The 21,141-nt window shown below is 67.0% G+C and carries 16 protein-coding genes and 1 pseudogene; 5 read left to right on the top strand and 12 right to left on the bottom strand.

Going from position 1 to position 21,141, the window contains the following annotated elements:
• Window positions 1-46 precede the first annotated feature (46 nt).
• Genes C1922_RS07215 through C1922_RS07205 form a run of 3 tightly spaced genes read left to right on the top strand, consistent with a single transcriptional unit; the run spans window position 47 to window position 3,192 of the window.
• Window positions 47-928 carry a transporter associated domain-containing protein gene (locus C1922_RS07215; protein ID WP_108749147.1) on the top strand — a complete coding sequence of 294 codons (882 nt, stop codon included), beginning with the start codon at window positions 47-49 and terminating at the stop codon, window positions 926-928.
• A complete protein-coding gene (locus C1922_RS07210; protein ID WP_108749146.1) occupies window positions 925-2,163 on the top strand; it encodes a DUF4105 domain-containing protein in 1,239 nt (412 codons plus the stop codon). Before C1922_RS07215 ends, C1922_RS07210 begins: the two co-directional genes overlap by 4 nt.
• A 6-nt stretch (window positions 2,164-2,169) precedes the next feature.
• The gene (locus C1922_RS07205) at window positions 2,170-3,192 is read left to right on the top strand and encodes a magnesium and cobalt transport protein CorA (protein WP_108749145.1); all 1,023 of its coding nucleotides are present in this window, start codon (window positions 2,170-2,172) and stop codon (window positions 3,190-3,192) included.
• 120 nt (window positions 3,193-3,312) lie between these two features.
• On the opposite strand, the gene C1922_RS07200 is transcribed toward C1922_RS07205, so the two are convergent.
• The 11 genes and pseudogenes from C1922_RS07200 to C1922_RS07150 all read right to left on the bottom strand — a co-directional run bounded on the left by C1922_RS07200 (window position 3,313) and on the right by C1922_RS07150 (window position 17,275).
• Window positions 3,313-4,677 (bottom strand): NAD-dependent succinate-semialdehyde dehydrogenase, encoded by a 1,365-nt coding sequence (locus C1922_RS07200; RefSeq protein WP_108749144.1) that lies wholly within the window; start codon window positions 4,675-4,677, stop codon window positions 3,313-3,315.
• Window positions 4,678-4,743: 66 nt separating this feature from the next.
• Entirely contained in the window at window positions 4,744-5,586 is an 843-nt protein-coding gene (locus C1922_RS07195) for an ABC transporter permease subunit (protein WP_108749143.1), read from the bottom strand.
• A complete protein-coding gene (locus C1922_RS07190; RefSeq protein WP_108749142.1) occupies window positions 5,583-6,515 on the bottom strand; it encodes an ABC transporter permease subunit in 933 nt (310 codons plus the stop codon). The genes C1922_RS07195 and C1922_RS07190 overlap by 4 nt, the downstream gene beginning before the upstream one ends.
• On the bottom strand, window positions 6,512-7,648 hold the full coding sequence (gene potA / locus C1922_RS07185) for a polyamine ABC transporter ATP-binding protein (RefSeq protein ID WP_108749141.1): 1,137 nt from the start codon (window positions 7,646-7,648) through the stop codon (window positions 6,512-6,514). The genes C1922_RS07190 and potA overlap by 4 nt, the downstream gene beginning before the upstream one ends.
• A 164-nt stretch (window positions 7,649-7,812) precedes the next feature.
• Window positions 7,813-8,952 carry a M35 family metallo-endopeptidase gene (locus tag C1922_RS07180; protein WP_108749140.1) on the bottom strand — a complete coding sequence of 380 codons (1,140 nt, stop codon included), beginning with the start codon at window positions 8,950-8,952 and terminating at the stop codon, window positions 7,813-7,815.
• A 273-nt stretch (window positions 8,953-9,225) separates the two neighbouring features.
• Window positions 9,226-10,764 carry an efflux transporter outer membrane subunit gene (locus C1922_RS07175; protein ID WP_108749139.1) on the bottom strand — a complete coding sequence of 513 codons (1,539 nt, stop codon included), beginning with the start codon at window positions 10,762-10,764 and terminating at the stop codon, window positions 9,226-9,228.
• 14 nt (window positions 10,765-10,778) lie between these two features.
• A complete protein-coding gene (locus C1922_RS07170) occupies window positions 10,779-12,335 on the bottom strand; it encodes a DHA2 family efflux MFS transporter permease subunit (RefSeq protein ID WP_108749138.1) in 1,557 nt (518 codons plus the stop codon).
• Window positions 12,332-13,432 (bottom strand): annotated as a pseudogene (locus C1922_RS07165) (HlyD family secretion protein); the annotation flags it as partial. The gene C1922_RS07170 and the pseudogene C1922_RS07165, both read right to left, overlap by 4 nt.
• 484 nt (window positions 13,433-13,916) lie before the next feature.
• Window positions 13,917-15,029, bottom strand: coding sequence for a polyamine ABC transporter substrate-binding protein (locus C1922_RS07160; protein ID WP_108749136.1), 1,113 nt, complete (start codon window positions 15,027-15,029; stop codon window positions 13,917-13,919).
• A 90-nt stretch (window positions 15,030-15,119) separates the two neighbouring features.
• Entirely contained in the window at window positions 15,120-16,517 is a 1,398-nt protein-coding gene (locus tag C1922_RS07155) for a glutamine synthetase family protein (RefSeq protein ID WP_108749135.1), read from the bottom strand.
• On the bottom strand, window positions 16,517-17,275 hold the full coding sequence (locus C1922_RS07150; RefSeq protein ID WP_108749134.1) for a gamma-glutamyl-gamma-aminobutyrate hydrolase family protein: 759 nt from the start codon (window positions 17,273-17,275) through the stop codon (window positions 16,517-16,519). The genes C1922_RS07155 and C1922_RS07150 overlap by 1 nt, the downstream gene beginning before the upstream one ends.
• 160 nt (window positions 17,276-17,435) lie before the next feature.
• Between C1922_RS07150 and C1922_RS07145 the strand changes: the two genes are divergently transcribed.
• Complete coding sequence (locus tag C1922_RS07145; RefSeq protein ID WP_108749133.1) at window positions 17,436-18,713, top strand: FAD-binding oxidoreductase; 1,278 nt, start codon at window positions 17,436-17,438, stop codon at window positions 18,711-18,713.
• A 178-nt stretch (window positions 18,714-18,891) separates the two neighbouring features.
• Window positions 18,892-20,472: an MASE1 domain-containing protein gene (locus C1922_RS07140; protein ID WP_234413475.1), complete on the top strand. Its 1,581-nt coding sequence runs from the start codon at window positions 18,892-18,894 to the stop codon at window positions 20,470-20,472.
• A 50-nt stretch (window positions 20,473-20,522) separates the two neighbouring features.
• Here the strand turns inward: C1922_RS07140 and C1922_RS07135 are convergent, their stop codons facing one another.
• Window positions 20,523-20,954, bottom strand: coding sequence for a hypothetical protein (locus tag C1922_RS07135; RefSeq protein WP_108749131.1), 432 nt, complete (start codon window positions 20,952-20,954; stop codon window positions 20,523-20,525).
• Window positions 20,955-21,141 lie beyond the last annotated feature (187 nt).

Genomic DNA, 21,141 nt, shown 5'->3' with positions numbered 1-21,141 from the left:
TAGACTGGGGCCAACGCCCGGGTTTCCGGGTGCCCTTTTTCCAGAGATGTCTGAAGACGACAGTAGTAGCTCCCCGCAGGAGCCCAATGAAAAGAAGCGCGGCTGGCTGGAACGCCTGACGGCCGCCTTCTCCGGCGAACCCCACACCCGCGACGAGCTGGTGGCTGTGCTGCACACCGCACAGGACGAAGGGCTGATCGCCGCCGATACCCTGAAGATGATGGAAGGCGCCATTTCGGTGGCCGAGCTGACTGTGGGCGACGTGATGATTTCGCGTTCGCAGATGGTCTCGCTGCCGGTCGAGGCGCCCTTCCTGGAACTGATGAAGCAGGTGGTCGAATCCGGCCATTCGCGCTTCCCGGTGCATGGCGAGAACAAGGACGACATCCTTGGCATCCTGCTGGCCAAGGACCTGCTGCGCGGCGTGGTGGCCGACAACGGCCCGGCCAACGTGCGCGAACTGCTGCGGCCGGCGGTGCTGATTCCCGAGGCCAAGAAACTCAACGTGCTGTTGAAGGAGTTCCGCCTGTCGCGCAACCACATGGCGATGGTGGTGGACGAATACGGTGGCGTGGCCGGCCTGGTCACCATCGAAGACGTGCTGGAACAGATCGTCGGCGAGATCGACGACGAGCACGATGAAGCCGAAGACCCCTCGGCGCAGATCGCCATCCAGGCCGATGGCCAGTACGTGGTGGACGCGCTGACCCCGATCGGCGACTTCAACGAACGCTTTGGTGCCACCTTCTCCGATGAGGACTACGACACCATCGGCGGCCTGGTGACCGAAGCCGTGGGCCACCTGCCGGAAGTGGGCGACGAACTGGCGCTGGACCGCTTCATGTTCCGCGTGGCGCGTGCCGACGCGCGCCGGGTGCAGGCCTTCCATGTGACCGTGCTGCCGCCGGACGCGCAGGACGACGCTTGAAGCGCCGCGGCCTGTTGATGCTGGCATGGCTGGCGCTGTGCACGCTGGCCCTGGCCCTGCCAGGGTCGGCCTTCGCGCAGGCCGCAGCGGTTCCTGCGGCGGCTGCGGACGCAGCGCCGCCGCGTATCGGCGTGGTGACCATGCAGCCCGGCACGGTATTCTTCGAACGCTTCGGCCACGACGCCATCGTGGTGCTGGACCCAGTAAGCGGTGCGGCCACGTCCTACAACTTCGGCTATTTCGATCCGTCCGAACAGGATTTCATCAGCCGCTTCGTGCGCGGCGAGATGATGTACTACCTGGTGGCGCTGCCGCTGCAGCAGGACCTGTCCTACTACGACGAAACCGGACGCGGGGCCAGCGTGCAGTGGCTGGACCTGCGCCCGGACCAGGCGCGGGCATTGGCCGATGGCCTGGCAGAGCGGGCCAAGCCGGAAAACGCGCGCTACCACTACGATTACTACACCGCCAACTGCGCCACCATGGTGCGCGACACCCTGGACGAGGCCCTGGGCGGCGGCCTGCATGCGCAGCTGTCGGGGCGCTCGCGCGGCAACACCTACCGCAGTGAATCGGTGCGCCTGGCCTCGCCGGCACCGTGGATGTGGCTGGGCTTCGACATCGGCCTGGGCCCGTTTGCCGACCAGCCGCTGTCGCGCTGGCAGGAAGCCTTCGTGCCGATGCGCCTGGCCGATGCCCTGCGCCAGGTACGCAACAGCGATGGCCGCCCGCTGGTGCAGAGCGAGCAGGAACTGCTGCCGCACCGCATTGCCGCCGAACCGAAGGAATCGCCGCGGCGCTGGTGGCCGTGGCTGCTGTGTGGCCTGCTGGCCGCCGCAGGCATCGTGGCCCTGCGCCAGCGACCGCGCCTGCTGGCCGGCCTGGCCCTGCCGCTGTGGCTGCTGTGTGCGATCGCCGGCGGCCTGCTGGTGTTCCTGTGGGGCTTCAGCATCCACTACGCCGCCTGGGCCAACCGCAACCTGCTGCTGCTGTCGCCGCTGGCGGTGCTGCTGCTGCCCGGCGCCATCGCCCTGCTGCGCAGGCGCGTGCCGGGTCGCGTGTTCAGCGTGGTGCTGTGGCTGCTGGCCGCGCAGTCGGTGGCCGCACTGGTACTGCACTGGCTGAGCCTGCAGGCGCAGTACAACGTGCAGTGGATCGTCCTGCTGCTGCCGGTGCACGTTGCCCTGGCCTGGGTGCTGGGGCGTCGTCCTCACTTGTCCCACACGGCGCAGTGACGCACGATGGCGGGCATGTCATTGCCCGCCCCTGCTTCCCCGGCCGCTACGGCCAACCCCGCCTGTGTCATCAACTGCGTCCACTACGATGACCAGGGCATCCGCCACGACATCAGCCTGGATGCGATCAGCGATGTGATCGCCAGTGGCAACGGCTTCGTCTGGGTGGGTCTGTACGATCCGGCCGACGCCGTACTGCTGAAGCTGCAGGAAGAATTCTGCCTGCATGACCTGGCCATCGAAGACGCGCGCAACGCGCACCAGCGGCCCAAGGTCGAGGCCTACGGCAATTCCCTGTTCGTGGTGGTGACCACCGCGCAGATGGTGGACGAGCGCATCCAGTACGGCGAAACCCATGCCTTCCTGGGCCCGCGCTTCCTGGTGACCGTGCGCCATGGTGCGTCGCTGTCCTACGCACCGGTGCGCGCCCGCGTGGAGCGCGAGCCGCAGCTGCTGAAGATGGGCCCCTCGTACTGCCTGTATGCGGTGACCGACTTCGTGGTGGACAACTACCTGCCCATCACCAATCGCTTCCGCGACACGCTGGAACTGCTGGAGAAGGACATCTTCGCCGAGAGCTACAAGCGCAGCACGGTGGTGCGGCTGTACGAACTCAAGCGCGAACTGAACAAGATGCGCATGGCCGTGGCGCCGCTGCAGGATGTGCTGGCCCAGCTGCGCCGTTACCAAGGCGATCTGATTCCCGACGAGGTGAAGCTGTATGTGCGCGACGTACACGACCACGCCGTGCGCATCAGCGATGTGATCGACACCCTGCGCGAGATGCTGGGCACCGCGCTGAGCGTGAACCTGTCGCTGGTGACGCTGGCGCAGGGCGAAACGGTGAAGCGGCTGGGTGCATGGGCGGCGCTGCTGGCCGCGCCGACCCTGATCACCAGCTGGTATGGCATGAACTTCAGCCACATGCCCGAGCTGAACCAGCCGTGGGCCTACCCGTTGATGATCGTCGGCGTGGGCGCGGTGTGCGTGGGGTTGTACCGGCTGTTCAAGCGCGCCAAATGGTTGTAGGGCGTTTTTTGTAGAGTCGAGCCATGCTCGACTGCTGTACGAGGTGTTGCGTAGAGTCGAGTTTGCTCGACTGCTGTTCGCAAAGCAGTCGAGCATGGCTCGACTCTACAGAAACGGGGATCAGGCCACGTAGACGGTCTTGATGTTCATGAACTCATGGATGCCGTGGTCGGCCAGTTCGCGGCCAAAACCGGACTGCTTGCTGCCGCCGAAGGGCAGCCGCGCATCACTCTTGACGATGGCATTGACGAAGGCGGCGCCGCATTCCATGCGCTGGGCGAAGGATTCGCCGCGCACCGGATCGCGCGTCCACACGCTGCCACCCAGGCCGAAACGGGTGTCGTTGGCCACGCGCAAGGCCTCGTCCTCGTCGGCCACGCGGATCACCGCGGCCACCGGCCCAAACAGTTCCTCGTCGTAGGCCGGCATGCCCGGGCCCACCTGGTCCAGCACGGTGGCCGGGTAGCCGGCATGCGTGCCGGCAATCGGTTCGCCACCCAACAGAACGCGTGCGCCCTTGGCCACGCTGGCCTGCACCTGCTTGTGCAGCTCATCGCGCAGGTCGGCGCGCGCCATCGGCGCCAGCGTCGTGCCGCGCGCATCGGGATCGCCGTACTGCCGCTCGCCTGCTGCTTCCACGAAGCGGCGGGTGAATTCGTCGGCCACGGCATCCACCACGATGAAGCGCTTGGCCGCGATGCAGGTCTGGCCGCTGTTGTCGAAGCGCGACGTCACCGCCGCCGCCAGCGCCTTGTCCAGATCGGCATCATCGAGCACCACGAAGGCATCGCTGCCGCCCAGTTCCATCACCGACTTCTTCAACTGGCTGCCGGCATTGGAGGCGATGGAGCGCCCTGCCCGCTCGCTGCCGGTCAGAGTAACGGCCTTCACCCGTGCATCGCGCAGCACCTCGGCGGCCTGGTCGTTGTCGATGTGCAGCACGTCGAACACACCGTCCGGCAGGCCGCCGTCACGGCACACCGCCAGGATCAGGTCGGCACACTGCGGCACGTTGCTGGCGTGCTTGAGCAGGGCCACGTTGCCGGCCATGAACGCCGGCGCCAGGAAACGGAACACCTGCCAGATCGGGAAGTTCCACGGCATCACCGCGAACACGCAGCCGATCGGCTCGTAGCGCACGTAACTGCGCTGTGCTTCGGTATCGATCAGTTGCGGCTTCAGGTAATCCGCAGCATGGTCCGCGTAGTACTCGCAGGCCGCCGCGCACTTGTCCACCTCGGCAAAGGCCTCGGCCTTGAGCTTGCCCATCTCGTGGGTCATCGCCTGCTGCAGGTCGTCGCGACGGCTGCGCAGCTGCGCGGCAATCTGGCGCAGGATGGCGCCGCGTTCCTGCAGCGAGCGCTCGGCCCAGCCGCGGAAGGCATCGGCGGCGCCCTGCAGGCGCTGCTCGATATCGGCAGCGCCCATCAGTTCATGGCGGTAGGTCACCTGGCCGGTGGCCGGATCGACGATCTCGACGGTCATGGGGGGTCTCCATCAGGGTGACCCCCATTGTGCGCCGCCGCCCGTGAGCCGGGCGTGGCTGCGGCCTCAGCCGTTGTCCTGGCGGGCCAGCTGCAGGTCGCGCTGGCGGCGCTTTTCCGCACGCGCATTGATGTACCAGCCAATCACCGCAGCAATCGACACCGCCGACACCAGCAGCGTGGCCAGGGCATTGATCTTCGGGCTGATACCCATGCGCACCGAGGCAAAGACCTTCATCGGCAGCGTGGTCGAACCGGGCGTGGCGACGAAGCTGGCCACCACCACGTCATCCAGCGACAGGGTGAAGGCCAGCAGCCAGCCGGCCACCAGCGCCGGGGCGATGATCGGCAGGGTGATGCGGGTGAACACGGTCAGTCGGCTGGCGCCCAGGTCCATCGCCGCTTCTTCCAGCGACAGATCCATTTCCTGCAGGCGCGAGGACACCACCACGGTGACGAAGCACAAGGTGAAGGTGACGTGCGCGATCCAGATGGTGGCCAGGCCACGGGTCGGGAAGCCGGGAATGGCGCCCATCGAAGCCAGCAGGGCCATCAGCGAGAACCCCAGGATGACATCGGGCATGACCAGCGGCGCGGTCACCAGCGCACCGAACACCGGCTTGCCACGGAAGCGCTTGAAGCGGGTCATCACCATCGCCGCCAGCGTGCCCAGCACGGTGGCAGTACAGGCGGTCCAGAACGCCACCACCAGGCTGGTCCACATCGCCTCCATCAGCGCGCGGTCGGCGAACAGGTCGCCGTAGGCGCGGGTGGAGAACCCGGCCCAGACCATTGCCAGCCGCGAGCTGTTGAACGAATAGAACATCAACAACAGGATCGGCAGGTACAGGAAGGCGAAGCCGAGCAGCAGCACGCCCAGCCCCAGGGCCTTGGCGGTACGCGGGCTCATGCCTGCTTCCCTTCCAGCAGGCGCTGCTGGGAACGGTTGAACCACAGGATCGGCACCAGCAGCAGCACGATCATCGCCACGGCCATGGCCGAGGCACCGGGCCAGTTGCGGTTGTTGAAGAACTCGTTCCACAGCTGGCGGCCGACCATCAGCGTTTCCGAGCCGCCCAGCATTTCCGGAATCACGAATTCACCCACTGCCGGAATCATCACCAGCATGCAGCCGGCGATGATGCCCGCCTTCGACAACGGCAGGGTGATGCGCAGGAAGGCCTGCCAGGGCTTGGCGCCCAGGTCGTAGGCCGCTTCCAGCAGGCGGTGGTCATGCTTGACCAGGTTGGCGTACAGCGGCAGCACCATGAACGGCAGGTAGCAGTAGACGATGCCGATGTAGGCCGCGGTCGGGGTATCGATCAGCTGCAGCCTGGGCAGGCCCATGCTGGTCATCAGCGATTGCAGGCCGGTGAACTGCAGGAACTGGTCGAGCAGACCGTTGCGGTCCAGGATCGCCTTCCACGCGTACACGCGGATCAGGAACGAGGTCCACGACGGCAGCACCACCAGCATCATCGCCACGTTGCGCGCGGCCGGCGACAGGCGGGCGATGGCATAGGCCATCGGATAGCCGATCAGCAGGGTGAGGAAGGTGGAGATTGCCGCGATCTTGATCGAACTGAGGAAGGCCTGGGCATAGATCGAATCGCGGAACAGCGCCAGGTAGTTTTCCAGGTTCAGCTTCAGCGAGAACGCGCCATCGACGTACTGCAGCAGCCAGGTATACGGCGGCGAGCCGACCCGGCTGTGCGAGAAACTGATCATCAGCACGATCAGGAACGGCACCGCGAAGAACAGCAACAGCCACAGGTAGGGAATGCCGATGACCGTGGCACGCGTGCCCGGCAGCCAGCGCTTCAGGCCTGCCGCGCTCATGAGGTCAGCACCACGCCGTCGTTGTCGCGCCAGTGCACCCAGACCTGATCGCCCCAGGTCAGGCCATCGCTGGCCCAGCGCTGCGAGTTGGCGAAGTTGGCCAGCACCTTGGCACCACTTGGCAGACGCACGTGGTACACCGAGTGACTGCCGAAGTAGGCGATGTCCTCGATCACGCCCTGCGCCTTGTTGGTGTGCCCTTCCGGCTCGTCCTTGCCGATCATCACCTTTTCCGGGCGCAGCGCGAACGCGACCGGCTGCCCTTCGTAACAAGTGATGCCATGGGCGATGTAGACCGGCGCCGGGAACAACGGCGAGCGCACGGTCACGTACTCGGGCAGATCCTCGTCGATCACCCCGTCAAACAGATTCACCGAGCCGATGAAGCCGGCCACGAAACGGTTGGCCGGCTGCTCGTAGACCTCGTCGGGCTTGCCGACCTGCTGGATCCAGCCGGCATCCATCACCGCGATGCGGGTGGCCATGGTCATGGCCTCTTCCTGGTCGTGGGTGACCATCACGCAGGTCACGCCCGACGATTCGATGATGCTGACCAGTTCCAGCTGCATCTGCGAGCGCAGCTTCTTGTCCAGCGCGCCCATCGGTTCGTCCAGCAGCAACAGCTTGGGCCCCTTGGCCAGCGACCGCGCCAGCGCCACGCGCTGCTGCTGGCCACCGGAAAGCTGGTGCGGCTTGCGCTTGCCCAGGTGGCCCATCTGCACCAGTTCCAGCATCTCGCCCACGCGCCTGGCGATGGCGGCCTTGTCCAGGCCGTCCTGCTTCAGGCCGAAGGCGATGTTCTGTTCCACCGTCATGTGCGGGAACAGCGCGTAGGACTGGAACATCATGTTGACCGGACGTTGGTACGGCGGCAGCGCGTCCAGGCGCTGGCCATCCAGGGTGATGCTGCCCTTGGTGGGGGTTTCGAAGCCGCCCAGGCAGCGCAGCAGGGTCGATTTGCCACTGCCCGATCCGCCGAGCAGGGCGAAGATCTCGCCCTTGCGCACGTCCAGGTTGACGTCGTCGACGGCGATGAAGCCATCGAATTCCTTGCGCAGATCACGAATGGACAGATAGCCGGGCGCGCTGGCCGTATCAACGGCGGAGGCTTCCGGCTGGGCTTCAACGGGCATGGGGGCTCCGGGAGCGGGCGGTGGACAGCGGCGGCCATTCTACCGGCCGGGGGGCGATGGCGGTATGACGGGGTGTGGCAACAAGACGTCGAGGCGTTGCCCGGCAACCCTGCCCGACCCGACGAAAATGTTACAACGTAACCAAAGCTGCTGCGGGCCGCCGATCAGTCCTCATTGCCGTGGTTGTCAGCGAAATACTCATATCCATATGCGTGCTCGGATGCCAAATCGCGTGCTGTCCTGGCAACGTAGCGCGCCTCTTCCGGGCTTGGAAACTGCTCGTCCAAGTCGGTGGTTGCAGGCGCGTATGGATCGGCAAAATGAGTTACCTCATGGTAGATGGTCGCCGCCTTTGATCCAGCGGGCACATTGGGACCTACCGGGAGATCGAAAAAGCGCGGGCAGTAATTCACAACGTAGGGAACGGCAGTGGTGATCCAGGCATTGGTGTCTCCAACCATCTCTTCCGGGCAATCGCAAGAAGGGGGCTTGAGCAACGCGAACCGGGTAGCGACTCCCGAGACTGTCTTTCTGATTCTGTCATTGATCGGATTTGCGATGTTAGGGTGACCATGCTCACCGAACCACGACCTGTAGCGAGGAGTCTCTTTGAACGTCACTATGATGGATGAGTCTCCGACCTCATATCCGTAAAGCGAGTCCAGATAGCTCTTCGAAGTGCGGGCGATACTCGCCGCAGCGGAAATCCCCGCCGCTACATCCTTCAATCGGGCTGGCGGGCAGGATGCCGCTCCGAGCGCCTCCAGCGGCGCAGTTTCGGCGCTCTGGCCTGCAGGAGGCAGCGGAGCGACAATCAGCATCGAGACGGGAGCGGTAGAAGCCTCTTTGTAGATTGCGGCAGCTCCGGCGGCGTCCGTACCGCCAAGAATATGGTATCCAAGCACCGGAGCAGAAATCCTGTATGTCTGACCAGGACGAAGCGCATAGTTCAAGGAAAGATTGACCTGTCGAACAAGCCGCTGCCCAGGCTCCAGCGTCAGCATCTTTTCCCGAGCGGTGGCACTAAGGTGGGCAATGATTCCGCGATATGCGGCCGCATCTCCATCCTGCGAAACGACAAGAAATGCATCATTCCACAGCCTTCCATCCTGCAGGGCTCTGGGCAGACCCCGCTCGGGAATGCTGAGCGCCACTGCGCCGGAATTGATGTAAGTGACGTGGACCACAAGGTCAGTCCGAGCGGTTCCAACTGCTTGCTTCATCTCCACAGACAACTGCGCATTTGCGGGAGACGCTACGGCCAGAACCACGATTACTAAGCCGATCCAGGATATGAGTTTCAACGCTACCTCCTTGATTTACGTGAGCAACAAGCATCCGTGACATGACATTTGAATTGTAAGAAATTCACGAACGACCGCTGATCCACTCGCCATTTCCCCCGCATTTCTGGCTTTTTATCCCTACTCCAGTGATTCCTCAGCGGGGGAAAAGCGACTGCTACCTCGTCAGCCGGACGATCACCCCGTTATGCTTTCCATCATCGGGCAGTTTCCATCGACAATGAAATGCACTGCGTGCGCCTCTGTCTAAGGGCGTGGCGAGCACGGCACGGCCTACATGAGAGAATCGGCACCAGCCACCGGCGGCGCTTCCTGCCAGCCCAGGCCCAGGCTTTTCTGCAGCGCCACGTAGCGCACCAGCAGCTGCAGACGCGCCTGCGCGGCACCGTCCTGGGCCTGCAGGCGCTGGCGCTGCACGTCCAGCAGGTCGATCTGCGAGGTCGCCCCGGCCTGGCGCCGCTGGGTCATCAGGGCCAACGAGCGCTCGGCCGAGGCCTGCGCCCGTTCGCTGGCCTGAAGCTGCTCGCGCGCGGCGCCGAAACGGGCCAGCGCGGTGTTGGCGTCCTGCAGGGCCGCCAGCACGCTGCTTTCGTAGGCCGCCAGGCGCGCCTGGTTGCCGGCGCGGGCCTGCGCCACCCGTGCCTTGTTCACCCCGAAATCGAACAGCGACCAGCGCAGGAACGGGGCGACGATGGTGGCCGCCGAATCCCGCCCCAGGTCCGATGCCGAGGTCGCCCCGGCACCGATGGTGCCCAGCAGGGTCACCTGCGGGAAGTAGGCGGACAGGGCCTGGCCGATCTGCGCGGACGAGGCGGCCAGCTCGCGCTCGGCCTTGCGCACGTCGGGCCGGCGCTGGATCAGCGCACCCGCATCATCCACCGGCACGTTGGCGGGCAGGCGTGGCAGCGGCTGGTCGACGGCCAGACGCGCATCCAGCGCGCCGGGTTCGCGCCCCACCATCAGCGCCAGTACATCGCGTGCTTCATCGGCCTGCGCGCGCAGCGGCGGCAGCGCGGCCTGCTGCTGTTGCAGCTGCGCCTGCGCGCGCTCGACCTGCAGGTCCGAATCGGCGCCGCGCTGGCGGCGTTGCCGGGTCAGTTGCAGGCTCTGCTCGGCCGCACGCAGGTTGTCTTCGGCCAGTGCAATGCGTTCGCGGCTGCTGCGGAAGCTTAGATAGACCTGGGCCAGCTCGGCGGCCAGCTGCACCTGCGCGTCCGCCAGTGCGGCGGCATTGGCCTCGGCCTCAGCGGCGGCCTGTTCGGCTGCACGGCGGCGGCGCCCGAACAGGTCCAGCTCCCAGCTGGCATCGAAACCCGCCACGTACAGTTCGGTGTCCAGATCGAGATCGGCAAACTGCTGGCGCAGCTGCGCCGCTTCCTGCGGACGGCCGTTGGCTTCGGCCACGCCGGCGATGTTCTCGCCCAGCCCGCGCACGCTGTTTTCCAGCGAATCCGGCGTCTTGATGTTGGCGTAGCCGGCGGCGGCGCCGACCGATGGCAGTTGTTCGGCACGGCGCTGGCGCTGCAGCGCGCGCGAGGCCAGCAGCTTGGCCTGCGCGGCACGCAGGTCGGGGCTGTTGCGCAGCGCCTCGTCCACCAGCTGGTCCAGCAAGGGATCCTGCAACGTACGCCACCACTGGCTGGGTGGCGTGGCCGGCTGCACCCCCGCCTGTGGCGCGCGGTGCAGCTGTGCCTGCGCGGTGGCATCACTGGCCAGCTCGGGCTTCACGTAGTCGGGCCCCAGCATGCAGCCGGCCAGCAGCAACGACAGCACGGCCGGGCACAGGTGCCGCAGGCGGAAAGGAACGGGCATGGAAGTCGAAGTCATCAGTGCATGGCCAGTGGAACGCCCTTGGGCAGGGGTTTGAGCAGGAACACCAGGGGAAAGGTGAGCACCACGATCAGGCCGAAGATCCAGAAAAGATCGTTGTAGGCCATCACCATCGCCTGCATCTGCACGGTCTGCGCCAGCACGGCCACGGCCTGGCCGGCATCGCCCAGCTGCTGGCCATAGGCGTGCAGCGCGTCCTGCGCCACGGTGGAATTGGCGGTGACGCTGCTGCCGATGGCATCCACGTGCAGGGTGGTACGGCGCTCCTGGAAGGTGGAAATGATCGCCAGGCCGATCGAGCCGCCCAGGTTGCGCGCGGCATTGAACAGGCCAGAGGCATCGCTGGTGTACTCGCGCGGCACCGAAGTGATGGCGGCCTGGTTCAGCGCCATCATCGCCAGCGCCAGCCCGCAGCCCTGCAGCAGCTGGCCGACCACGAAGTGCGGGCCGATGCTGTCCGGGCTCAGGCCCAGGTTGACGAAACAGGCCGCTGCAAAGCACAGCATGCCGCCGAACACCATGATGCGCACATCCACCGTTTCCAGCATCTTCGGCATCAACGGCATCAGCAGGATGGTCGGCAGGCCGGCCAGCAGCAGCACGTAGCCGGCCTGTTCGGTGTTGTAGCCGGCGATGATCGCCAGGAACTGCGGGATCATGTACATCACCCCGAACAGGATCATGCCGACCGCCATCACCATCACAAACACGGCGCCGAAGCTGCGCTGAAAGAGGATGTTCAGGCGGATGACCGGTGCCTTGCTGGTGAACTGCGAGACTGCCAGCAGGGCAAAGCCGAGCAGCGAGACGATGCTGAGCACCACGATCAGGGTGGATTCGAACCAGCGCTCGCGCTGGCCATCTTCCAGCACCACGGTCAGCGCGGACAGGCCGGCGGTCATGCCCAGGATGCCCAGCCAGTCGGCGCGCAGCAGGCCGCCCCAGTCCGACTTCTCGTGCGGCAGGCCGAGCAGCAGCAGCGCAACCAGACCGGCGCAGATTGGCACGTTGATGAAGAACGCGTAGTGCCAGCTGACGTTCTCGGTCAGCCAGCCGCCCAGCAGTGGCCCGATCACCGGGCCGAGGATGACGGTCATGCCGAACAGCGCGGTGCCCAGCGGCTGCTGCTTCGGCGGCAGGCGGGTGCCGACGATGGTCAGCGCAGTGGGAATCAGGGCGCCACCGGCAAAGCCCTGCCCTACGCGTCCAGCAATCATCATCGGCAGTGAATCGGCCAGCCCGCACATCACCGAAAACGCGGTGAACAGGGTGGCGCAGATCAGCAGGAAGGTACGCAGCCCGAGCGTGCGCACGAACCAGCCGGTCAGCGGAATCATCACGATTTCCGAGACCAGGAATGCGGTGGAGATCCAGGTGCCTTCGGTGCCACTGGCACCGACTTCACCCTGGATCGTGGGCAGCGCGGCGTTGACGATGGAGATATCCAGCGTGGCCATGAACGAGCCGATGGTGCCGGCCGCCACGGCCAGCCACGCTGCGGCATCGGCCTTGCCTTCCGCAGCGGGTGCGGCGGGTGCGGTTGCAGCGTTCATCGGGCGCCGCGTGCCTCGGCCTCGTCGCGGCTGCGCTCGGCGTCGTCCTTCGCGCTGCGGGTGTCCACGGTCACCTCCACCGACATGCCCGGCACCAGCACCTTGCGCGCCTCGGCACCGGCATCCACGCGGATGCGCACCGGCACGCGCTGCACGACCTTGGTGAAGTTGCCCGTGGCGTTCTGCGGCGGCAGCAGCGCGAACTGCGAACCGGTGCCCGGCGAGATGCTTTCCACCGTGCCCTTCAGGGTGGTGCCCGGCAGCGCATCGACCTTGATCTCGGCCGGTTGCCCGGCACGCATCAGGCCCACCTGGGTTTCCTTGAAGTTGGCGCTGAGGTACAGCGCGGCTACCGGCACCACGGTCATGGTGCGGGTACCGGCGGCCACGAACTGGCCCACCTGCACGGTCTTGTTGCCCACGCGGCCGTCGATGCGCGCGCGCAGTTCGGTGTCTTCGAAGGCCACCCGGGCCTGGGCGGCATCGGCCTGGGCCTGCTTCAGCCCGGCTTCGGCCTGTTCGCGCTGGGCCTGGCTGGCTTCGATCTGGCTCTGCGCGCCGGCAATCTGCGCCTTGGCCGCATCGTGCTGCGCCTGTGCGCGTTCCAGATCGTGGCGCAGGCTTTCCACGTGCTCGTGGGTGTCGGCACCGCTGGCGGCCAGCGGTGTGAAGCGGGCCAGTTCGGCGCGGGCGAAGCGCAGCGAGGCGCTGGCGGCCACCAGTTGCGTGCGCGCCTGCAGCAGGCTGGACTGCTGGCCCTGCACGCCGGCGGTGGCGGCGGCGATGTCGGCTTCGCGCACGGCGATGACCGCCTCGGCCTGGTCCAGGGTGGCGCGGTAGGTGCGCGGGTCGATGCGCAGCAGCGGTTGCCCGGCCTTCACCCATTGGTTGTCCTGCACCAGGACGTCGGTGACGTAGCCGTTGATGCGTGGGGCGACGGCGACGGCGTCGGCCTGCAGATAGGCGTTGTTGGTGTCCTGCAGGTAGCGGCCTACGCGCAGGTGGTAGACCAGCCAGATGATCAGTGCGATGGCGACCACGATGCCGATGATCGCCAGGGTCCAGCGGACCTTGGGATTCTTCAGGGGCGAGGGTTTGTCCTCGCTGGCCGAATGAGGTTGGTCGGTGGGAGCGTCTTCGCGCTGGGGCTGGTCGGTCATCGTCTCGTCGTGGCGGTGGTCAGTGCCATACGGGACGGTAGGGGAAGGAGTGAGGAGGTGAGGTGAAAGCGTTTGTCGCGTGCCAGTGATGAGTTCCCTGTTGGCAGGGTGCAGAGCCGGGGGCTTGGCCAGGACACGCGGTGCCCCCCCCTCCGGGGTCCGGCCCAGCCGCTGGCGGCTGTGCGTTCGGGCGCTTGCGAAGCAGTGCTTCGCAAGCAAAGCGCCCTCACCCATGGGGGCTCGTAGGCGCCATCCTTGGCGCCTGCGGTCCTGGCCAAGCCCCCGGCTCTGCACCCTGCCCTCACGCATCCCGGCGGCGGACGGGAGGTCAACGGCAGAGCAGAAGCAAAGGCAAAAAAAACGGAGGCCGTTGGCCTCCGTTTTTCTGCTTGGTGGAGGCCGACCGTTGGTCGGCCCTCACTTACTTGCCGGTCTTCACTTCGGTCCACAGGCGGGTGTAGAGCTTGTCGGTTTCCGGGGTGTTGATCGAGTAGGTGAACATCTTCGCGGCGACGTCGGCCGGGGGGTAGATGGTCGGGTCGGTGCGGATCGCTTCGTCCACCAGCGGGGTGGCGGCGGTCACCGGGTTGGCGTAGTGGATGAAGTTGGTGTTGGCTGCGGCAACCTTCGGTTCCAGCAGGTAGTTGATGAAGGCGTAGGCGGCTTCCGGGTGCTTGGCGTCCTTGGGGATGGCCAGCATGTCGAACCACTGCGGGGCACCTTCCTTGGGAATCGAATAAGCCACGTGCACGCCGTTGCTGGCCTCCTCGGCGCGGTCGCGGGCCTGGATGATGTCACCCGACCAGCCCACCACCAGGCAGGTGCCACCGTTGGCCAGCGAGCCAACGTACTGCGAGGAGTGGAAGTTCTGCACGTACGGCCGGATCGACTTCAGCAGGTCGGCGGCCTTCTGTAGTTCGGCCGGGTCGCCGCTGTGCGGGTCCAGGCCCAGGTAATGCAGGGCGATCGGGATCATGTCGGCCGGCGTGTCCAGGATGGTCACGCCGCAGTCCTTCATCTTCGCGATGTTTTCCGGCTTGAAAATGAGGTCCCAGCTGTTGGCGATGTCGGCGCTGCCGCCGAAGCGCTCCTTCAGCATGTCCACGTTGTAGCCGATGCCGGTGGTGCCGATCATGTACGGCACGCCGTACTTGTTGTCCGGGTCCTGGGTGGCGATGCGCTGCATCACCGACGGGTCCAGGTTGGCCAGGTTGGGGATCCTGCTCTTGTCCAGCGGCAGGAACACGCCGGCCTGGATCTGGCGGCCGAAGAAGTTCAGCGTCGGCACCACCACGTCGTAGCCGCTGTTGCCGGCCAGCAGCTTGGTTTCGACCATCTCGTCGCTGTCGAACACATCGTAGGTGACTTTGGTCCCGCTCTCCTTCTCGAAGTTGGGGATGGTGTCTTCGGCGATGTAGTCGCTGTAGTTGTAGACGTTCAGGACCTTGCTGTCCTGCGCGCCACCGTTGCCACCGCCGCCACAGGCGGCGAGCAAGGCGGAGGCCAGGCCGAGCGTGAGGATACGCAGCTTCATCGGGTGCTCCAGAATGCGGGTGGGGGGCCGGCCGGGCCGGCGATGGGTGCCAGCCTACCCCCCGGCGGCTCATTCATCAATTACGGGTCTTCACACGTTCAACAGCAGGAACTCGCGCTCCCACGAGCTGATCACCCGGAAGAAGGTCTCGTATTCCTTGCGCTTGACCGAGATGTAGGCGCGGCAGAAGCGCTCGCCCAGCAGGGCCTGCAGCTCGCTGCACTGTTCCAGCCCGTCCAGCGCTTCGCCCAGCGAGCGCGGCAGGTTGTAGCCCAGCTCCTTGGCGCTGCCACTCACCGGCGCGTCCGGCGCCAGCCGCTCGCGGATACCGAGCAGGCCGCAGGCCAGGGTCGCGGCCATCGCCAGGTAGGGGTTGGCATCGGAGCCGGCAAAGCGGCTTTCCACCCGCATGTTTTCCGGCGTGTCCAGCGGCACGCGCAGGCCGCAGGTGCGGTTGTCATAGCCCCAGTGCACGTTGCTGGGCGAGACTTCGCCGAACACCAGGCGACGGTAGGAATTGACGTTGGGGGCGAAGAACGCCATCGCCTGCGGCACGTATTTCTGCAGGCCGCCCAGGTAGTGGCCGAACACCGGGCTGAACTCACCCTCGGCGTGGGTTTCGCCGGCGAACACGTTGCTGCCGTCGCTCACCCGCACCAGGCTCTGGTGGATGTGCATGGCACTGCCAGGTTCGTTCTCCATCGGCTTGGCCAGGAAGGTGGCGTACACGCCGTGGCGCATGGCCGCCTCCCGCATGGTGCGCTTGAACAGGAACACCTGGTCGGCCAGGTCCATCGCATCGGCATGGGTGAAGTTGACCTCCAGCTGCGCCGCGCCGGATTCGTGGATCAAGGTATCCACGTCCAGCTTCATCGCATCGGCGTAGTCATACATCAGGTCGAGGATGGGATCGAATTCGTTGACCGCATCGATCGAGTACGACTGCCGCGCCGTTTCCGGGCGCCCGGAGCGGCCGGCCGGCGGCAGCAGCGGGAAGTCCGGGTCGGTGTTCTTCTGCACCAGGAAGAATTCCAGTTCCGGTGCCACCACCGGGCGCAGGCCCAGTTCGGCATAGGCGGCCAGCACGCGGCGCAGTACGTTGCGCGGGGCCAGCTCGTGCGGCTCGCCGCTCTTGGTGTAGCAGTCATGGATGACCTGCGCGGTGGCATCGGCCGCCCACGGCACCATGCGCACCGTGTCCGGGTCCGGGCGCAGCATCATGTCCGAGTCCGACGGCGAGGTCAGGTCGTAGTAGTCATCGGGAAATTCGCCGGTGACGGTGGTGGCGAAGATGCCCTCGGGCAGGCGCGTGCCGTAGTCATGCGAGAACTTGTCGGCCGGAATGATCTTGCCGCGCGCGTTGCCGGTGATGTCCGGCACCAGGCATTCCACTTCGGTGATGCGCCGTTCCTTCAGCCAGCGCAGCAGGCTGCTTTCCTGCGGCTCGGGGGGCGTGGCCGTCTTGCGCGGGCGCGGTCGGGAACTCATCAGGCATCCAGTCGTTTCTGTTGGTACTGACGGCAAGCTTGGCCGAAAGCACGGAAAATAGCGTGATAGAACGGCGTCTGCGTGACTCGCCACTCCGGGTGCCACTGTACGCCCAGCACGAAGCGGTGGTGGCCACTGCGTGCGGCTTCGACCAGGCCATCGCCGGCGGTGGCCTCGACCTGCAGCGCCGGTGCCAACCGCGCAATGCCCTGCCCGTGCACCGAATTGACCTGCGCTGTGTCCCCGCCGTGCCACTGTGACAGCCAGCCGCCGGTGACCAGTTGCACGCTGTGCGCCGGCCCGTACTGCACCTCGACCGCGGCCTGCGGATCTTCGCGATGATCGGCCAGGCCCGGCACGGCATGTACCTGCGGGTGCAGGCTGCCCCCCAGGCTGACATTCAGTTCCTGGAAGCCACGACAGATCGCCAGCACCGGCAGGTCCAGCGCAAGGGCGGCCTGCAGCAGCGCGAACGCGTTGGCATCGCGCGCCGGGTCATGCGGATTTCCCGGCCAGGTGCGCCCGCCTTGGTAGTGCTGCGGCTCGATGTTGCTGACCGCGCCGGTCAGCAGCAGCCCGTCCAGATCCTGCAGCCAGTCTGCGGCAGGCAGTGGCGGTTGCAGGCTGGGCAGCAGCCACGGCGTCACTTCGGCGGCGTCCACCAGCGCGCGGACGTACTTTTCGCCGGCCACCGCGAAACGATGATGGCCCATGACGGTGCTATCGGTGGGCAGGCCCACCGCGGGCAGGCGATGCATGCAGGACTCCTTGGCGTGCCTGCACGGTACCTGCGGCATGGCCAGGGCGGCAAGCCGCCGCCATCACGTCCACGGGCACGCCGCTGGGCGAAACTACCGGTGTGAACAGCGCCTCCCCTGCCCCGTCCGAACCGCCCACCGCACGCCTGCGAGAGCCTCTGTGAGCGCGGCCTTCCCACCCAGCTGGTATGCGGCCAGCCTGCCCGAGCCGTCGCCACTGCCGCCCCTGCGGGGCCAGATGCAGGCCGACGTGGCGGTGCTGGGCGCTGGCTACACCGGCCTGACCGCCGCGCTGGAACTGGCCGCGCGCGGCTACCGGGTGGTGGTGCTGGAAGCGCAGCGGATCGGCTGGGGAGCGTCGGGCCGCAACGGCGGCCAGGCGCTGGTGGGCTACGGCTGCGAAGTGGACACGCTGGAACGCGAGGTCGGCCGCGCCGACGCCCGCCGGCTGTTCGACTGGTCACGCGAGGCCGTGCAGGCGATGCGCCAGCGCATCGATCGCCACGCCATCGATTGCCACTGGGTGGAAGGCCACGCCAGCGTGGCCATCCGCGCCCGCCACGAACGCGACCTGCAGGGGCATTGCGAACACCTGCAGCGCCACTACGACTACCCTATGCAATGGTGGGACCGCCCCACCCTTGCCGCCCAACTGGACAGCCCGCGCTACCGCGCGGCCATGTTCGACCCGCTCAGCGCCCACCTGCACCCGCTGGCCTATGCGCGCGGCCTGGCCGACGCGGCGCGCGCGGCCGGGGTGGTCATCCACGAACAGTCCCCCGTCATGCGGCTGCAGCGCGGTCCGGCGCCGTCCCTGCACACAGCCGCCGGCAGCGTGCACGCCCGCCATCTGGTGGTGGCCGGCAATGCGCTGCTGCAGGGCCTGCTGCCCGACCTGGAGCGCCGCATCATGCCGGTCGGCACCTACGTGGGGGCCAGCGCACCGCTGGGCGCCGAGCGCGCGCGTGCGCTGATCGCCAACAACATGGCGGTGGCAGACACCGCCTGGGCGCTGGACTATTTCCGTCTCAGCCACGACCACCGCCTGCTGTTCGGCGGCCGCGCCAGCTATTCGGCGCTGCCGCCGCCGGGCCTGCGCGGGGTGATGCAGCGGCGCATGCACCAGGTGTTCCCGCAGCTGGCCGACGTACGTCTGGAGCAGGTCTGGGGCGGCTTCGTAGACATCACCCGCAACCGTGCCCCGCACTGGGGCCGGCTGGACCCGAACCTGTACTTCGCGCAGGGTTTTTCCGGCCACGGCGTAGCCGCGGCCGGGTTGGCCGGCGAGGTGATCGCCGCGGCGATCGCCGGCCAGAGCGAGCGTCTGGATGTCTACCAGCGCCTGCACCACGCACCCTTCCCGGGCGGGCGCCTGCTGCGCACCCCGCTGCTGGTGGCGGCCATGTCCTGGTACAAGCTGCGGGATGCCCTGTGGTAACCGCCTGATGTGAAAGTGTGAACCCGGTCAGCACCTGCGCCCTACGGTCGGGGCCGGCCGCCGCGGCACGCCGGTTGCAGGCAATTGCAAGCGTCCGCGTCAGCCGATACTGTCGCGGACTGGGGCCGGGCGCGATGCCTGGGTGGCGCTTACGCGCAGCAGCAAGGGAGGCTTGCGATTGAACTGGTGGACGAATGGAATTCGCCTGGATGTGCGTATCCGGCCGGCGGGACTTGCTCTGGCGGCGCTGTATGCGCTTGCCTGCTGGGCCACCCGGCAGATTTCGCTGGACCAGTTCTACCTGCCGGCCGGCATCCGCGTGGCCGCGCTGCTGCTGTGCCCGCCCCGCCTGTGGGGCTATCTGATCCTGGGCGAGTACGCCTACTTCGCGCAGATGCGCTACCCCATGGTCGACCGCTATGGCCTGCCGTGGGTGGTGCTGGCATCGGCCTGCCTGATCCCGGCGGTCGCCCTGGTGGTGGGCCTGCACCGTCGTCGCCTGGCCACGGCCGGTGAAGGCTGGGTGCTGTCCATTGCCGCGTGGGCCGCGCTGGCCACGGCGGTACTGAAGCTGGGCCTGGCCCATCTGCTGTGGCCCGCCCCGCCGTCCGATCCGGTGCTGGGCACCGCGGTGCGCTACGTGCTGGGCGACTACATCGCCATCATCACCGTGGTCCCGCTGGCCCTGCTGTGGTCGCAGCGCAGTGCGGGCCATGACTGGTCCAGCTGGCGGCAGTGGCCGACGCTGGCGTCGCTGGCGGCCCTGCTGCTGCTGGGCGGCACGGCGATCTGGGCCGGCGCCAGTTCCGACCCGGCCAAGACCAGCCTGCAACTTCTGATGGCCCTGCCCGCCGTCGCCCTGACCTGCATGCACGGCTGGCGTGGGGCAGCGGTGGCCGTGCCGCTGCTGAACATGCTGATCAGCGTGGGCACGCCCAGCAGTGGCCTGCCCGGCTCGTTCGACGAGCGCACCTTCATGACCGTGCAGATCGTGGCGGTCGCCGGTACCGCGCTGCTGGCGCTCGGCTCGCGCATCAGCCAGCACTACCACCAGTACGCCCACCACGACCAGGCCGGCCGCCAGGCTGCCGACTTTTCCCGCAACGCGCACATCGCCAATGAAATGGACCTGCGCCAGCGTGCGTTGGCGCTGCGGCGCATTGCCGATGATATCGAAACGTCGCTGGGCGAGACCGCCGAACTGCTGAAGCTGCATGGCCACCACGAGCCCGCACGGCAGCTGCTGGGCACCGCGACGAGCCATTCACGGCAGTTCCGCGAGCTGACCAGCATGGTCTACCCGGCCGAGCTGGAGCAGCTGGGGCTGTACCTGGCGCTGCAGGCCAGCGGCATCCACCAGGCCTGGGACGCTACAGATCGGCTGGGCCGTCACCAGCTGCAGGGCGACCCCTGCCAGTTGAACCTGGGCCTGCAGCTGGCGACCTACCGCACCCTGGCCGAGGCCGTGTCGCTGCTGCTGAACGGCGAGCGTGGGCAGATCCAGGTGCGTGCACGCTGCGGCCGACACGGCGCGCAGCGCGGCATCGTGGTGACGGTGGGCCTGCTGGACCGCCATCGCACGCTGTCGGAGGAAACCATGGCACTGGCGCGGCGCCGGTTGAGCGCACGGGCCATCGCCTACGGCGGTCGCGTGGACTGCCGTGGCAACCGCATCCGCATGCTGCTGCTGGATTCACCGGCGCAGGTGGAACAGGACGCTCCGCTGCAGGCGCGGCTGGCGCCGCACGGCCTGGGCTGAGCGCTGCAACGACCGGCCCCGCATGCAGCAGGGCCGGCCATCCACGCTGCTTACTGGCCTTCGCCCGGCAGTTCCACCGACCAGATCGCATCGGCGCCCTTGCCGTAGACCACCAGCGAGAACTCGGCGCGGCGGTACACCACCTGGCGCGACGCGTTGGCCGGGATCACCAGGCGCTGCGAGGGCAGCGAGGTCTTGGCCGGTGACTTGCCGGCCGGCAAGGTCCAGAACACGTTGTCGAGCGTGCCGACGATCAGCTTCACCTGCCCGGTCAGGTCATTCACCTGGAAATAGGTGATGCCGTCGCGCTGGAACCCATAGACCTGCCAGGCCGGATCCTGGCTCAGGTTCAGCGCGGCGGGCAGCGCTTCGCCCAGGCCACTCTTGGCCAGCTGGATACCGTTGCCGTCGCTGGGGCAGCAGGCGGCTGCAGCAATCATCGGCGTGGACAGCAGCGCAGCCGCTGCAATTGCGATACGCATACGGGAAAAACGCACGGGCAACCCCCTTGTGGATTGAATGTTGGTGGGCGGCCAGGCACTGCCGCGTTCGCCTGGCACAACCGGTGTGCATCGGCGCGGGCACCGGCGGTGCCCAGAAACTCCGAGGGCCCCCGGCCAGGACGGCCGGGTAGCGGCACCGAGCATACCGGTCCGGGGCCAGCGCAGC

It is taken from the genome of Stenotrophomonas sp. ZAC14D2_NAIMI4_7 (assembly GCF_003086675.1).
In the GTDB taxonomy this organism is placed as follows: domain Bacteria; phylum Pseudomonadota; class Gammaproteobacteria; order Xanthomonadales; family Xanthomonadaceae; genus Stenotrophomonas.
The sequence above is the reverse complement of the archived record's forward strand: the minus strand, read 5'-3'. Positions and strand labels throughout refer to the sequence as shown.